We start from the raw sequence: 14,569 nt of genomic DNA, 5'->3' as shown, positions 1-14,569 counted from the left end.
TCGAAACGCGGACCGCCAGCTCGGCGGCCCGCGAAACCACAGGCAGACCAGCAAAAGCTGGCGTTGGGGAACGCAATGAACACCGTCAAAGAAGCAAATGACGTGCTGCTGGATTGCCAGAACGTCTGGAAGATATTCGGCGCACGATCTTCAGCGGCCGTGAAGGCCGTGTCCGAACGCGGATTGTCGAAGAAGCAGGTGCTCCAGGATTTCGATTGTGTCGTCGGCGTCTCTGACGCCAGCCTTCAGGTTCGCCGCGGCGAAATCTTCTGCATCATGGGCCTTTCGGGCAGCGGAAAGTCGACGCTCGTGCGCCTTCTCAACCGCCTGATCGAGCCGAGCCTCGGCAAGATCGTCGTGAAAGGCAGGGAGATCGCCAAACTGAATCCGGCTGAGCTGCGCGACATGCGGGCGCGCAATATCGGCATGGTCTTCCAGAGTGTCGCCCTTCTTCCCTATCGGACGGTGCTGGAAAATGCCGCGTTCGGCCTTGAGGTCCGCGGCGTTCCAAAGGACGAGCGCAACGAAACCGCACGCGCGGCCTTGGCGAAGGTCGGTCTTTCCGACTGGATATCGCGATATCCCTCGGAGCTGTCAGGCGGAATGCAGCAGCGTGTCGGGCTCGCCAGGGCCCTGGCAGCCGATCCCGAAATCATCCTGATGGACGAGCCGTTCAGCGCGCTCGATCCTCTGATCAGGCGCCAGCTGCAGGACGAATTCCGGCAGTTGACCAAATCTCTGGGCAAGTCTGCGGTGTTCATCACCCATGACCTTGAGGAAGCCATCCGGATCGGCGACCGGATTGCGATCATGAAGGACGGTATCATCGTCCAGGTCGGCACGGCCGAAGAGATCGTCACCAAACCGGCCGGCGACTATGTCGCCGAATTCGTGGCGGGCATTTCCCGAATTCATCTGGTCAAGGCGCATTCGGTGATGCGTCCCGTCGCCGACTTCAAGACCTCACAGCCCCACTGCGACGTAGACGCGCTTCTCAAGGCCTCGCCCGAGGCGGACATCGGCGAACTCATCGACATCACCATGCGCTCCGAGCGGGATGCGGTGGCTGTCGTCGAAAACGGCTCAATTGTTGGCGTTGTCACGACCCGCGGCCTGCTCCGCGGTGTCGCCGGGATGCCTGCTGGAGCGCCCGGCGCGGCGTAGGAGGAGTGGGCATGGACACCTCAGTCATTACCGATCTTTTCGACACCTCGACGGACAATGCGCTTGGCTGGATCGGCGACAACGGCGAATGGCTGTTCGACTTCATCAGGTTTGTCCTGGAGGGCACCTATGACGGCATTCTCTGGTTCCTGGAACTCGCTCCCTTCCATGTCATCGCGATCATTGCCGGACTGCTCGGCTGGCGACTTCTCAATCCAGTGGCTGGTTTGCTTGCAGGCATTGCGCTGGCGTTCTGCGCTTTCATGGGCCTGTGGGCGGAGACCATGAGCACACTTGCCCTCGTGGCAACTGCCACGATACTCGCACTCGCGGTCGGCATTCCCATCGGCATAGTCGCGGGCTTCGTAAAAACCTTCGACCGCGCTCTGGAACCGGCGCTCGATCTGATCCAGACGCTGCCGCCCTACATATACCTTCTGCCGGCCATTGCCCTTCTTGGATATGGTCCGGCGACTGCGCTGGTCGCCACATTTATCGTTGCGATGCCGCCCTCGATCCGCCTCACCTCGCTCGGCATCCGCATGACGCCGCGCGAGTTCATCGAACTCGGACAGGCAAGCGGCCTCTCCCCGTGGCAGATGTTCACCAAGATAAGGCTTCCTTTCGCCATGCTCAGCATCATGGCGGGCATTAATCAAAGCCTGATGATGGCTTTCGGCATGGTGGTGATTGCCGGCATCGTCGGCTCGGGCGGTCTCGGCGAGACCATCTACGGGGCGGTCCGGACACTCGACATTGCCACATCGATCAACGCCGCCATCGCCATCGTCATCCTGACCATGGTGTTGGACAGGCTCACTCAAAGCGCGGCGCACCGTGCGAAGGCGGGTGTAAGATGAATCCGGATGTCCTGCGTTTTTCTCCAGGCGCTTACCTCGCTCCCGCGGTCGATTGGCTGAACGCGAATTTCCATCCGTTCTTCGCCGCCCTCACGAAGCTGATCGAAACCGTGCTTGGAGGAATTGAAGCCGCTCTCCTTTATCCGCCCGCTTATGCCGTGATAATCGCAGCCGTTCTTCTCGCGGGGTTCCTGATCGGCTTCCGCGCGGCCACCGTGACGGCCATTGCATTGGCTTTCTGTTTTCTGTCCGGTCTTTGGACCGCCTCGATGCAGACGCTGGCCCTGGTCACCGTGGCGGTAATGATCTCGGTGCTGGTGGCGTTTCCGCTCGGAATTCTAGCCTCGCGATACGAGAAGTTCGAGGCCGCCAGCCGCCCTGTGCTGGACATCATGCAGACCGTTCCGCCATGGGTTTATCTCATCCCTGCCGTCATGCTTTTCAGCCTCGGCCGGGTCCCGGCGATCATCGCGACGATCGTCTACGGAATCCCGCCGATGCTGCGTCTGACGACGCTCGCCTTCAACCAGGTGCCGAAGGACCTTCTCGAACTCGGACAGGCAAGCGGTGCTTCACCCCGATCGATCCTGCTCAAGATCGAAATTCCGTCGGCCACTCCGACGCTTCTGGTTGGCCTCAATCAGTGCATCCTGCTGTCATTGGCAATGGTCGTGCTGGCCGGGCTCGTCGGGGCCGGGGGGCTTGGCGCCGAAGTGACCCGCGGCCTGACCCGCATGGAAATGGGGCTCGGTCTTAGAGCCGGACTTGCCATCGTGGCGATCGCGATCCTGCTGGACCGGTTGTCCAAGGGGGCGTTGCAGGGACGCCGGATCGGACGATCGGCGACGGCCGCCTAGTCGGAGATTTTTCAGTGCGCCGCAGTTTCTTTTGCATCGACTCCCATACTTGCGGCAACCCGGTGAGGCTCGTGGCTGCCGGCGGGCCGCTGCTTCCGCATCTGCCGATCGCGGAGCGCCGCGACATCTTCATTCGTGAGCATGACTGGATCCGCCAGGCATTGATGTTCGAACCCCGTGGCCACGACATCATGTCGGGAGCCCTCATCTATCCCGCCTATCGAGATGATTGCGATTTTGCGGTGATTTTTATCGAGGTCAGCGGCTGTCTGCCGATGTGCGGCGCCGGCACGATCGGGCTGGTCACGGCCGCCATCGAAGAGGGACTTGTTACGCCGCGTGTTCCGGGGCAGCTCTCGATAGAGACGCCTGCGGGAAAAGTCGACATCAAGTACGACAAGCAGGGCGAGTTCGTGGAATCCGTGCGCATGTTCAACGTCGCGAGTTACCTCCACGAGGCGGACGTGGAGGTTCACGTACCGGGTCTTGGCGGGCTTGTCGTCGATGTCTCCTATGGCGGAAACTATTATGCAGTGGTCGAGCCGCAACGGAACTGGAAAGGGCTCGACGGCATGTCAGCAAGCGATATCGTCGAGCTGAGCCGCCGGCTTCGCGACGCCCTTGCGCCGATCTGCGATCCCGTCCATCCGCAAGACGGGAGAATAAACGGCGTCCATCACGCCCTCTGGTGCGACAGGCCGACGAACGGCGGTGCCGATGGACGCGGGGTGGTGTTTTACGGAGACAAGGCCATCGACCGATCACCGGGCGGCACCGGAACTTCCGCGCGCATGGCGCAGCTCCATGGCAAGGGGCGCCTCAAAGTCGGAGAAGGCTATCGCCAGGAGAGCCTGATCGGCACCGTTTTCGAAGGGCGGGTGGAAGCCGAGGCGACGATCGGACGTTTTCGGGGTATAAGACCGAGCATAAGCGGCTGGGCGCGGATCATCGGCCACAATACGATATTCGTCGATGATCGAGATCCGTTGGCGCAGGGTTTTCAGATCAGGTAAGGAAAAACCAGAGAAGGCGGGCATCGGCCGGACAGCAATAGTCAAATGTCCAGGCACGCAGCGCCCTGCAACAGGATCCGGATGGATTCTACGCGGTAACGGCGGACTTACAGGTGGCCTTCGACAAGGCGGGTATCGCAGCCGAAGTTGAATTTTGATGGAGACGAGGATGAAGGCGGAGAGCGAAACTTTAGCCCCCAAACAGTTGAAGATCGGCTTCGTACTCGCCCGCTCTTTCACGCTGTCGGCATTTGCCTTGTTCGTCGACACGTTGCGGCTGGCCAGCGACGAATCCGACAGGTCCGGCCGTGTCTTCGCCGACTGGCAGGTATTGGGAAGCACGCGCCACCTGATCACGTCCAGTTGCGGAGTTCAGGTGGCCCCGACATCGGATTTCATCGATCCCGGTGAATTCGACTATATCGTCGTTGTAGGGGGCCTGCTGAACACCGGGCAACCCATCGACGAGGCAACGATCGGCTATCTCAAGAAATCTGCGGCCAAGAAGGTTCCGTTGATCGGGGTCTGCACCGGGACGTTCATTCTCGCCGAAGCCGGTTTGATGAAAAACCATCAGACGTGCGTCAGCTGGCTTCACTACCCGGCTTTCCGCGAGCGTTTTCCGGACCACGAGGTGAGGGCCGACCGGATATTCAACCTGGATCGCAGCAGGGGTTCCTGCGCCGGCGGCAGCAGCGCGGCCGACATGGCCGCGTCGATCGTCCGGCGCCATATCAGCAAGGAGGCCGAAAGAAACGCGCTCGATGTGCTGCAGATCGACAAGGCGAGGACCGCGTTGGATATCCAGCCGCGCAGACCCCTGTCCATCGAATGCGAGGATCCTCGCCTCCGGGCGGTGCTCATCACGATGGAGAGCCATATCGACAGCATGATCCCCATCCATGACCTGGCGGCCTCGGTCGGCCTGTCACGCCGGCAGCTGGAGCGCCTCTTTGCCAAAAATGGGATGAGCTCTCCGGGCCACGTCTACACGCGCCTGCGCCTGGAACGTGCCAAGCGGCTGTTGATCCAGACAAAGGCTCCGCTGATCGAGATCGCAATGGAAATAGGCTTCGAAAACGCCTCGCATTTCGGGAAACTGTTTCGAAAGACATACGGCCAGACGCCGGCTCAATTGAGGGCTGCCGTCCGCGCCTGATCGACGAGCAGTCGGAGATGGATTGCGCCGGGCAACGCAATGACCGTCACAATAACGTAACCTTTAACTTGCGGTTTTCCCGAATAACGCGTTTATTATGCTGCTGTGGGGTGTCCGTAAATGAAAAGTAGAAAGCAGCATTTTTACCTGTTCGGGAAACGTGTCGCATGCGGGATCTATGACCCCGCGACGCGAGCCCTCAGGCTTATCTATCGAAGCGGACGCGAACGCGTTTACCGGAACATCTCTCCTATCCAGATCTTGGCACTTCTGTCCCGCTCTAAAGTAGAGAACTTTTTTGCAGCCTGGGTGCCCGTGTTCTCGCCACTAGGCCTGCTCTGCTAGAGTTGCGGCAAAAGAAACAGCGCACATTGAATGCCTGGGGAGCAAACCTGTCGCACCTGCCTGGATCGCGTGCAGCACCGTACCGCCCGAGTTCCCGTAGCAGATCGGGAGACCTTCGGTATATTGCGGGCCCCTCGACACAGGCCCGCTTGTGGTCATGACGTCAAGCGCCCCGCTCCCGTCACCTCTCGATCCGTATGGTCGTACCATTCGAGACGGCCATCGCGTGGATAATCTTCTCGATCTCTAGACCAGCCTCGAAATCCGGCCCGACATTCGGCTCGCCTGCAATCGCGGCCAGGAGGTCGCGCGCTTCGATGACCTTCTGTTCGTTGAAGCCGAAATTGTGGCCCGGCGCCGGGCAGAAAGCTGAAAAGTCCGGCTGGCCGGGTCCGGTAAGATGTCGCACGAAACCGTCCTCACCGGTTCGATGCACCCACAACTCGTTCATGTTTTCCTGGTCGAAAACGATCGTACCGTCGGTGCCGTGCACTTCCCATTGCAGACGGCATTTGCGCCCGCGCGCCACGCGCGATGTGGCGAACGAACCCTGTGCGCCGGAGGTAAATCGCAGAAGCGCAAGCGCGCTGTCCTCGTTCTCCACCCGCTTCGGCCCGTCGGGCGAAGGGCGCGTTGGAATGGCGATCTGCGTCTGGGCGACGAGCTCTGCGACCGGCCCCATCAGCGCCGTCATATGGCTCACGAGATGGCAACCGAGGTCGCCCAGCGCACCGAGGCCCCCACCCTCGTGCGTCATCCGCCATGACCAGGGGAGGAGCGGATCGGCGGAATAGTCCTCGTCGTAGACCCCGCGAAAGGCCAGGGGCGTGCCGATCGTGCCGTCGCGGACCATGCCGGACGCAGCGCGGAAGGCAGGGTTTCTCAGATAATTGTAACCGAGCATGGTGACCTGCCCTGGATGGGCGGCAGCAATCTTGGCCATAGCTTCGGCATCGGCGAGCGTCAGCGCCATCGGCTTTTCCAGCCAGACGTGCTTACCGGCGGTCAGCGCCGCCTCGGCCATAGGCCGATGCATGCCGTTGGGCGCGGTGATCGATACAATGTCGACGTTCGGATCGGAGACGGCCTCCTCCCACCGGGCCGTCGCCCGGGCGAAACCGAACTGCCGCGCGAACCGCGCGGCGCTCTCCTCGGTGACGTCTGAAAGGATCTCGAGCCTGGGATGCGCGCCGCCGAAGACCGCGCTGACATTGCGCCAGGCCATGGCGTGGCACTTGCCCATGAACCCCGTGCCGATCAGGGCAATTCCAAGTTCTCTCTGCGGCATCGAAAACGACATTTCCCTCTCCCCTTTAAAGCGCGACAAGGCGGCGCATCCGTCGCCCCCGATCCTAGGATCGCTCCCGTTAAGATAGCTTTCGGTCCTGACCGGTTGCGGCCCACCCGCCAGCAGGTCCGGCGAGCCGAAGCGCCCGGCCGGACATGATGACGTCGGTTCAGGCCCTTTGCCCTGCCCGCGGCGCGTCTGGCGATTCCAAAGGTTATCTCAAAGCGTTTGCGGCTATTTATACGGAAGTTGCCCGCGCCATCAACGCCGTCAATGGTGCCGCTAAGATGGCGCGTTGCCGAGCGGTCGTGGCGCGTGTGCCAGCGACATTTTCGCTGCAAAGTGCGGCGGCACATCAATTGAAGCTGCTGCGGCGCGGGAACAGCCGGCCACGCCCGAACCTCCTGTTCGCTTGAACATTCGGTCCCTGGTCGGCCGTGCCTCAGCGCACGTGCGGATCCTTGTCCCGCCTCAAGCCGGACGGGGCAATGGCGTCAGTTTCCGGCGCCAGCAGATCGTGTTTCTCGGCAAAGGCGGCAAAGAGGCCGCGTGCGGTCTCCGGCTCGATCTCGCCCCGAAGTGCGGCGCCGCAGGCTTTGAATGCCACCGAATGCGCGGTGTCTCTGAACGATGCCGGCCATTCGGCGAGATGCCTGTAGGCGTCCGCAACGCTGCGGATCTGCGCCGGGAATCCAAGGCCCACAAGAATGCAAACAGGCTGTCTGAACATGTCGGGTTTCATCATTCTCTCCTTTCCAACCCGCTATGTTGAAGGGCGCCGCTGCGACGGCGCCCTCCGGTATCCTGCTATCAGGCCGCCTTCTGCGCTTCGATCTGCGCCGGAGCAGCCGATGTCAAAGCGGGGGTGTTCTGGATTGATATTTTCCGCGGTTTCAGGGCCTCCGGGATCTCACGGACGAGATCGATCGACAAAAGACCGTTGCTCAGATCGGCGCCTTCGACCCGGACGTGGTCGGCAAGTTCGAATCGATGTTCGAAAGGCCGGCCGGCAATGCCACGATGCAGGTAACCGTCCGCAGGACCTTCCTGTTTCTTGCCGCTGACGGTCAGCAGATTGGACTGGAAGGTGATCTCGAGATCGTCTTGCGTAAAGCCCGCGACCGCGATCGAGATCCGGTAGCTGTCGTCACCGGTCTTGACGATATCGTAAGGCGGCCAGTCGCTGATGGACCGGGCGCGCTGGGCGTTTTCCAAGAGGTTGAAGACCCGGTCGAAGCCGATGCTGGACCGGAACAGCGGTGCATAGTCGTAAGATGTTGCCATAGCCATATCCTCCTTGAAGCAACATGGGTACGGACGCGCCGAAAATCGGCGCTTCCAGCAAGGCCAGCTCTTCTTGAGCAGCTGGCAACGATCGATTTGGTTTTTGAGATTTTCGGATTCAAGAGAATCACGAGAAAAATTTCACGCTTTCCTTCGCCGGCGGTACACGCGATCCCGCTTGCCTCATCGGGACTAGGCGGCTGCCAAACGACACTCTACCTCAGTGCAAAATAGATGAGGGCAATTCCAAGAAGAATCGATCCGCCAACGAGGACGGGCGCATAGATGTAATCCATGATCGGGCCTCCGGTGTTGTCGCCCTACCTAGGGCGACTTGCCGAGACGTCCACGATTCGGGAGCCTTGCCTGGCCGCGACGGGCATGCCCGTTCCCACAGGCGTTAGACGGAAGGAACTGTTTTTCATGCTGAGAAGGCAGGAAAACGAGGGCAAGAAAACTCACGTTTCATGCCTGATGGAGAAACCACCGGCGCCGTCCCTAAATTAAGATTGGAATAAGCCGAAGCGAAATTGTCCCGCTTACGCAAAACGAGACAATTTCGGAAAAACCAAGCATAATCAATGCTTGAAAATGGAATGGTGCCCAGAAGAGGACTCGAACCTCCACGCCTCGCGGCACAGGTACCTGAAACCTGCGCGTCTACCAATTCCGCCATCTGGGCGACGGAGAGCCATGTACGGGTGTGACCTTCCCCTGTCAACTGGCTTTTTGAAGTTTCCGTGTCAGTCGCAAAAAAACCTTCATGGATCGCTTGCGAGCGAACCTTAGCCCTCACCGTTTTCGGGCGCCTTGCGGTCCACGTGGCCAAGGTCGCGATCCGGATCGATCACGTCGCGTACCCGTTGTTTCAGCTCCTTCGGGCCGGGAAAACCGCCGTCGCGCTTGCGCTCCCAGATGAGCGTCTCGTTCACCTGGATCTCGAAATTGCCGCCGGTACCGGGAATCAGCGCCACCTCGCCCAGCGCATCGCCGAAAGTCTGCAGCAGCTCCTGCGCCATCCATCCGGCGCGCAGCAGCCAGTTGCACTGGGTGCAGTAAAGAATCGTAATGCGCGGTTTTTCCATCATGTTTTGCCTTCGGCCCGGGTCAATTCGGTCTCACAATAATGTCAACCGGAACGGTCAAGTTTTTGAACGCACGCATCTCGACAGACATGGCGTGAACGTCAATTTGGAGCTGCAGCGACGATGGTCGCATCGTTTTCATCGAAAAGAGGTTCCATGGCTCTTCAATCCACCACCCGCTCCCGCCTGATCATTCCGGCGCTCGCCCCTGTCTACACCTCCACCCACGAGATCGTCGAGACGGTCTTGCGCGTCGTGGCCGGCGTATTGCTGGTCACGCATGGTTTCGGCAAGATCACTAATCCCTTCGGCGCGGTCGGCATGGTCGAAAGCCTCGGTTTCTATCCGGGCGTCTTCTGGTCGCCTCTGCTCTCGGCCACGGAGTTCTTCGGCGGCATTCTCGTCGCCATCGGCCTCTTCACCCGCCCCGCCTCCTTCGCGGCAATGATCGTTCTGCTGGTCACCGTCTATTTCCACGGCATCGCACAGAACCAGGGTCTCGCCGGCGCGGAGAAATCCATTCTCTGGGCGGCGATCTTCCTGTTTTTCGCGGTACGCGGCGGCAACAGCCACTCGGTAGACGCCCGCCTCGGTCGCACGTTCTAAGTTTCGAGAAGGCTGGGCCGCTCCCGGGTTCAGCCTTTTCCCTCAAGCGCCAGCCGCACCACGGTGCCAAGATCGGCCTCGCCGTAACCAAGTGCCGCGGCATTCCTGAAGCTCGCACGCGCCGCTTCGATGGCAGGCGTGGCAACGCCGAGATGCCCCGCGAGTTCGAGGACCACGCCCATGTCCTTCAACACGCCGGAGACCGGAAACCCGACCGCCTCCGTCTCGCCAAGAACCACCGGAAGCCGCGACCGCATGGCCGGGCTCGCAGCCGGACTGCCCGACAGGATCTCGATCATCTTGTCGCGCCCGAGCCCGGCCTTGCCGCCAAGTTCGATGGCCTCCTTCATGATCTGCCACAGACCCATCAGCATCATATTGTTGACGAGCTTTGCGGATGCGCCGTCGCCCAGCTTGCCGACGTGATGGATGCGGTTGGAAAGAACCTCTGCGACCGGCAGGAAGCGCCGAAAATCCTTCTCCGCGCCGCCGATATAAAAACCGACTGTGCCGGACAGGAGCATTTCCGGTCCGCCAGAAATCGGCGCATCGAGCAGGGCGGCACCCGCTTCGGCCATCGTGCTTTCGTGGGCGCGCAGCGTCTCGGGACTGACCGTACTGGTGTCGACGACGAGCTTGCCAGCCGGATCGGCGGCGGCGAGCTCATGGAGCGTCGCGCGCACGGCTTCGTCGTCGAGCAGGGCCAGAATGACGATATCCGAGGCTTCGAGAAGCGCCGCCAGATCGAGCGAGGCGGCAATCCCAAGGGCAGCAGCCTTGTCCGCGGAAAGGCCGCTGCGGGTCCATCCCGTGACGGCAAAGCCCTGGGCTGCCAGGCGTCCCGCCATGGCGCTGCCCATCCGGCCGAGGCCGACGATACCAATCCGCTCTTTGGTCATGCGTTGATCCTGCTCACATCGTTACTGCCGGAGTTAAAGCAGAACATGTCGATCTCGTCTTCTTCATTTTGCATTGCGGGAGGATTGAGCAATATTTCATATACGAGGTAAGTAACCGTGAGGGAGCCCGGGCGGAAGATGAGCGAGATATTCGAGGGCGGCTGCTTCTGCGGCAAGGTCCGCTATCGCATGCATGGACGGCCGATGTTCATCCATTGCTGCCATTGCACCGATTGCCAACGGCAGACAGGCGGCGCATTCGCCATCAATGCCCTGATCGAAACCGACCGGGTGGAAATCGTCGAGGGAGAGCCGGTCGCGGTGGCCATGAATACCGACAGCGGCCTGCCTCACGACATCTACCGATGCCCAGAGTGCCAGACGGCGCTGTGGAGCGACTACGGCCGGCGCGGATGGATGCTGTTCGTTCGGGTCCAGACGCTGGAAAGGCGCGCGGAATTTTCGCCGGACGTGCATATCTTCACCCGCTCGAAAGTTGCCTGGGTGGGCCTGCCCGAAGGGGCCAATGTCTTCGAGAACTATTACAGTTCCAAGGCGATGTGGCCGGCAGAAAGTGTTGCCCGGCGCGAAACGGCGCGGATCAAGGCCGGGGCCAAACGTTGAAATGCCAGCGAATAATTGAAGAGGAGGAAAGATGGCAAGCGAGCGCGAAAAGATGGCGGCCGGCGAATGGTATTGCTGCCTCGATCCAGAACTCGATGCGCTCCGCGACACGGCTCGGATTGCCGTCCATTCCCAGAACACCATGCCGCCCACGGAGCGCGGCGCGACGTCGCCCCAACTGCGCGCGCTGTTCGGCGCCGTATCCGAAGCCTTTCTGGAGGCGCCCTTCCACTGCGCTTACGGCTTCAATGTCTTTCTCGGACAAGGCGTCTACCTGAATGCCGGCTGCACCATACTCGATACCGCGCCGGTCAGGATCGGCGCTCGCTCGATGCTGGGGCCGGGCGTGCAGCTTTATTGCGCGGATCACCACCGCGACCCCGTGCTGCGCGCCAAGGGCCTGGAAATTGCCCGCCCGATCAGCATCGGCGCCGATGTCTGGGTGGGTGGCGGGGCAATCGTCCTCGGCGGCGTCACGATCGGCGACGGGGCGATCATCGGGGCTGGCTCGGTGGTGACGCGAGACGTGCCGCCGGGCGCCACGGTTGTCGGAAATCCGGCACGATTGATCACGCCGCGCGACTGATTTCAGAACATCACGCCGCGTAAAGATTGGATTCAGCATTTTTTGGTAATTTTCCGTTAGCGATTCCGCTCAGGGGTTCTCGACGGCAAGGGGCAGCCGTCTTTGTTGTTTTGCGTACGGGTTCTCAAATGCGTTTTTCGGCTGTACCAGCACTCCTCGTCACCTGCTTCGCCTTGGCGGGCTGCGCTTCGACATCCGGCCCTGAAGAATTGGCAGCCGGCGTCGCGACGCAGGAAAAGACGGGCTCCGTCGATCTGCCCGCCGCCCCCGTCCCGTCGGTCGGCATCGGCAAGACCTCGCGGATCAGCCAACCGCAGACATCCCTGCCGCCCTCGCACCAGCGGCAGGCACCGCCACAGCAGGATATCGCCTGGACCGGCCCCATGCCGGAGCCGCAAGCCTTCGTGCGGGAAACGACCGTCGGCATGCCACTTCCCGCCGAACGGCCGGTCGCCATGCTGATGCCTGACAGGCCTGAACTGGGGACGACGCCCCGCAGAGGGCGCATGCAGATCTACAGCCGCCAGTTCCGGGACGCCAAGCCGATCAATTTCGGCAGGGTCTCGCCGAGAAGCTATGCGGTGCACGGCGTTGACGTGTCCCGCTGGCAGGGCGATATCGACTGGCCGAAGCTCCGGACCCAGGGCGCCAACTTCGCCTATATCAAGGCGACCGATGGTGGCGACCATCTCGACCCGATGTTCAAGACCAATTGGCGCCGGGCCAAGGAGGCCGGCATCAAGCGGGGCGCCTACCACTTCTTCTATTGGTGCCGCACCGCCGGCGAACAGGCTGACTGGTTCATCCGCAACGTGCCGCGCGATCCGGACGCGCTGCCGCCGGTCATCGACGTCGAATGGAACGGCGAATCGAACTGCAAGGCGAAACTCTCCCGCGCCCGCGTGCTGGAAAAGATGCAGGTCTTCATGGACAAGCTGGAGCGCTTTTACGGCCAGCGACCCATCATTTACACGGCGCCGGACTTCTACGAGGACAACCTCTCGGGCGAGCTCCTCAACTATCCCTTCTGGCTGCGCGCCGTCGCCCAGCATCCTTCCAAGGTCTACCCGGGCCGCAAGTGGCTGTTCTGGCAATATTCCGGCTCCGGCCTGTCGCACGGCGTCGAAGGCAAGATCGACCTCAACGTGTTCCACGGTTCGGAAGAGCAGTGGCACAACTGGATCGGGCCGCGCACGACCCTGGCGCAGAACTGAGCGAGCGGAGCATTTCCGCAACCTTCATTTCCGGCGACAAAGCTCGATCGACAGCCGTCGACCCGTAATTAAAGCAAACGGCCGAGCGCCCTTTCGAGGCTCTGAAAGATCCGTGGGTCCTGCGACTGTGCGACGTTGAAACGCAGGAAACGCCCGGCCTCTTCGGACTGGCTGAAGACGTTGCCGGGGGCGAGCACGATATTGTCGGCAAGGCAGGCGCGTGCCACATCCGCCGCCTCTATCCCGTCCGGCAGGCGGCACCAGAGAAACATGCCGGCCCGCGGCTGCAGCCAGGGCGTGATGCCGAGCCATGCAAGCCGCATCGTGGTCGCCTCCATCGTCCGCGAGAGGCGGACGCGCAGTTCTTCCAGGTGTTTGCGGTAGCTGCCGTCGGTCAAAAGCGTGAGGACAAGTTCGGACGACAGCCGCCCGGTTCCGAAATTGGTGGCGATCTGCAGGTCGACCAGACCTTCGATCCATTCCGGTTTGGCGGCGATGAAACCGCAGCGCACCGAGGCCGACAGCGTCTTCGAAAAACTGCCGATATGCACCACGCGGTCCAGCCCGTCGAAGGCGGCAAGCCGGGGCGCCGGCTCATGTTCCAGATCGGCGAAGATATCGTCCTCGATGATCGTCAGGCCGGCGCGGTCGGCAAGTTTCAGAAGCCGGTGCGCCACGACGGGGGAGAGCGTCGCCCCGGTCGGATTGTGGATCCCCGAATTGGTGATGTAGAGCCGCGGCCTGTGCTCCTCCAGCGCGCGGCCGAAAGCCTCGATATCCGGCCCGACCTGGGTCATGGGCACGCCGATGACTTTTGCCCGATGGGCGCGCAGCAGGGCGTGAAAATTGAAATAACAGGGATCGTCGACCAGAACCGCGTCTCCGGGCTCGATCAGGAAACGGCAGAGAAGGTCGATCGCCTGGGTGCCGGAATCGGAAAGGATGATCTGGTCCGGCCCCGCGGATATGCCGCGCTCGCCCATGCGGCGGGAGAGCAGTTGCCGCAGTTGCGGCGAACCGAGCGGCGTGCCGTAGTCCGAAAGGTTCCGGCCTTCGCCGCGCGACAGGCTGCGCAGGGCGCGCCGGATCGCCGTCTCCGGCATCCAGGAGGACGGCAGCCAGCCACAGCCCGGCTTCAGGATGTCGCCATCCTGCAGTGCCTGGCGCGACACCCAGAACGGATCGACTGCCCGGTCCAGCTTCGGGCCGATCTCGGAAAGCGATAGCGGCGCCAGCGGGCTCGACACGTAGAAGCCGGACCCTGGCCGCGAGCGGATCAACCCCTCGGCCGCCAGCCGCTCATAGGCCTCCACCACCGTCGAAGCAGAGACATGCATCGCCTTGGCGAAGGCTCGTACCGAAGGCAGCCGGGCGCCGGGTACCAGCCCGCGCCCCGCGATGCGGCCGCGAATCTCGGCCATGACCATCCCGATGCGCTGGCCGCCGCCCTTCCGATCCGCTCTTGCATCCACCGTACCGCTCCCTGGACCATAACAGTTTCTCGAAATTGTACTCCATTGTCTCTGGCGCCGCCATGGCTTCCAGCCGATAGGAGATAAATTCCCAAGCAATGCGCGCGGACCAT

The 14,569-nt window shown here is 61.8% G+C and carries 16 protein-coding genes and 1 tRNA gene; 10 read left to right on the top strand and 7 right to left on the bottom strand.

Going from position 1 to position 14,569, the window contains the following annotated elements:
- Positions 1–75: 75 nt before the first annotated feature.
- From J2X76_RS16075 to J2X76_RS16055, 5 genes are all read left to right on the top strand, one after another.
- Positions 76–1,164 carry a glycine betaine/L-proline ABC transporter ATP-binding protein gene (locus tag J2X76_RS16075; protein ID WP_310217954.1) on the top strand — a complete coding sequence of 363 codons (1,089 nt, stop codon included), beginning with the start codon at positions 76–78 and terminating at the stop codon, positions 1,162–1,164.
- Between the two features lie 11 nt (positions 1,165–1,175).
- The gene (locus J2X76_RS16070; protein ID WP_310217951.1) at positions 1,176–2,024 is read left to right on the top strand and encodes an ABC transporter permease subunit; all 849 of its coding nucleotides are present in this window, start codon (positions 1,176–1,178) and stop codon (positions 2,022–2,024) included.
- The gene (locus J2X76_RS16065; RefSeq protein WP_310217948.1) at positions 2,021–2,881 is read left to right on the top strand and encodes an ABC transporter permease subunit; all 861 of its coding nucleotides are present in this window, start codon (positions 2,021–2,023) and stop codon (positions 2,879–2,881) included. The genes J2X76_RS16070 and J2X76_RS16065 overlap by 4 nt, the downstream gene beginning before the upstream one ends.
- 14 nt (positions 2,882–2,895) lie before the next feature.
- Positions 2,896–3,894, top strand: a complete 999-nt coding sequence (locus J2X76_RS16060; protein WP_310217946.1) for a 4-hydroxyproline epimerase — start codon at positions 2,896–2,898, stop codon at positions 3,892–3,894.
- A 169-nt stretch (positions 3,895–4,063) separates the two neighbouring features.
- Complete coding sequence (locus J2X76_RS16055; RefSeq protein ID WP_310217943.1) at positions 4,064–5,053, top strand: GlxA family transcriptional regulator; 990 nt, start codon at positions 4,064–4,066, stop codon at positions 5,051–5,053.
- A 526-nt stretch (positions 5,054–5,579) separates the two neighbouring features.
- Here the strand turns inward: J2X76_RS16055 and J2X76_RS16050 are convergent.
- Positions 5,580–6,698, bottom strand: a complete 1,119-nt coding sequence (locus tag J2X76_RS16050) for a Gfo/Idh/MocA family oxidoreductase (protein WP_310217941.1) — start codon at positions 6,696–6,698, stop codon at positions 5,580–5,582.
- Between the two features lie 143 nt (positions 6,699–6,841).
- On the opposite strand from J2X76_RS16050, the gene J2X76_RS16045 reads away from it, so the two are divergent.
- Positions 6,842–7,102, top strand: coding sequence for a hypothetical protein (locus J2X76_RS16045; protein ID WP_310217939.1), 261 nt, complete (start codon positions 6,842–6,844; stop codon positions 7,100–7,102).
- A 26-nt stretch (positions 7,103–7,128) separates the two neighbouring features.
- On the opposite strand, the gene J2X76_RS16040 is transcribed toward J2X76_RS16045, so the two are convergent.
- The 4 genes from J2X76_RS16040 to J2X76_RS16025 all read right to left on the bottom strand — a co-directional run bounded on the left by J2X76_RS16040 (position 7,129) and on the right by J2X76_RS16025 (position 9,058).
- Positions 7,129–7,428: a DUF982 domain-containing protein gene (locus tag J2X76_RS16040; RefSeq protein WP_310218076.1), complete on the bottom strand. Its 300-nt coding sequence runs from the start codon at positions 7,426–7,428 to the stop codon at positions 7,129–7,131.
- A gap of 68 nt (positions 7,429–7,496) precedes the next feature.
- Complete coding sequence (locus J2X76_RS16035; protein ID WP_310217936.1) at positions 7,497–7,970, bottom strand: Hsp20 family protein; 474 nt, start codon at positions 7,968–7,970, stop codon at positions 7,497–7,499.
- A gap of 597 nt (positions 7,971–8,567) precedes the next feature.
- Positions 8,568–8,652: transfer RNA gene (locus J2X76_RS16030), tRNA-Leu, on the bottom strand.
- 103 nt (positions 8,653–8,755) lie between these two features.
- Complete coding sequence (locus J2X76_RS16025) at positions 8,756–9,058, bottom strand: SelT/SelW/SelH family protein (RefSeq protein WP_310217934.1); 303 nt, start codon at positions 9,056–9,058, stop codon at positions 8,756–8,758.
- Between the two features lie 153 nt (positions 9,059–9,211).
- Here J2X76_RS16025 and J2X76_RS16020 point away from each other — a divergent pair, with 153 nt between their 5' ends.
- A complete protein-coding gene (locus tag J2X76_RS16020) occupies positions 9,212–9,661 on the top strand; it encodes a DoxX family protein (protein WP_310217933.1) in 450 nt (149 codons plus the stop codon).
- 29 nt (positions 9,662–9,690) lie between these two features.
- Here the strand turns inward: J2X76_RS16020 and J2X76_RS16015 are convergent, their stop codons facing one another.
- Positions 9,691–10,560 (bottom strand): NAD(P)-dependent oxidoreductase, encoded by an 870-nt coding sequence (locus J2X76_RS16015; protein WP_310217932.1) that lies wholly within the window; start codon positions 10,558–10,560, stop codon positions 9,691–9,693.
- A gap of 138 nt (positions 10,561–10,698) precedes the next feature.
- Here J2X76_RS16015 and J2X76_RS16010 point away from each other — a divergent pair, with 138 nt between their 5' ends.
- The 3 genes from J2X76_RS16010 (at position 10,699) to J2X76_RS16000 (ending at position 12,984) form a co-directional block, all read left to right on the top strand.
- Positions 10,699–11,184, top strand: a complete 486-nt coding sequence (locus tag J2X76_RS16010; protein WP_310217929.1) for a GFA family protein — start codon at positions 10,699–10,701, stop codon at positions 11,182–11,184.
- A gap of 31 nt (positions 11,185–11,215) precedes the next feature.
- Positions 11,216–11,770 (top strand): sugar O-acetyltransferase, encoded by a 555-nt coding sequence (locus J2X76_RS16005; RefSeq protein WP_310217927.1) that lies wholly within the window; start codon positions 11,216–11,218, stop codon positions 11,768–11,770.
- 128 nt (positions 11,771–11,898) lie between these two features.
- Complete coding sequence (locus J2X76_RS16000; protein WP_310217924.1) at positions 11,899–12,984, top strand: GH25 family lysozyme; 1,086 nt, start codon at positions 11,899–11,901, stop codon at positions 12,982–12,984.
- A gap of 68 nt (positions 12,985–13,052) precedes the next feature.
- Here the strand turns inward: J2X76_RS16000 and J2X76_RS15995 are convergent, their stop codons facing one another.
- Positions 13,053–14,411: a PLP-dependent aminotransferase family protein gene (locus tag J2X76_RS15995; protein WP_310218075.1), complete on the bottom strand. Its 1,359-nt coding sequence runs from the start codon at positions 14,409–14,411 to the stop codon at positions 13,053–13,055.
- Positions 14,412–14,569 lie beyond the last annotated feature (158 nt).

The organism is Neorhizobium sp. 2083 (genome assembly GCF_031455615.1).
GTDB lineage: Bacteria > Pseudomonadota > Alphaproteobacteria > Rhizobiales > Rhizobiaceae > Neorhizobium.
The sequence above is the reverse complement of the archived record's forward strand: the minus strand, read 5'-3'. Positions and strand labels throughout refer to the sequence as shown.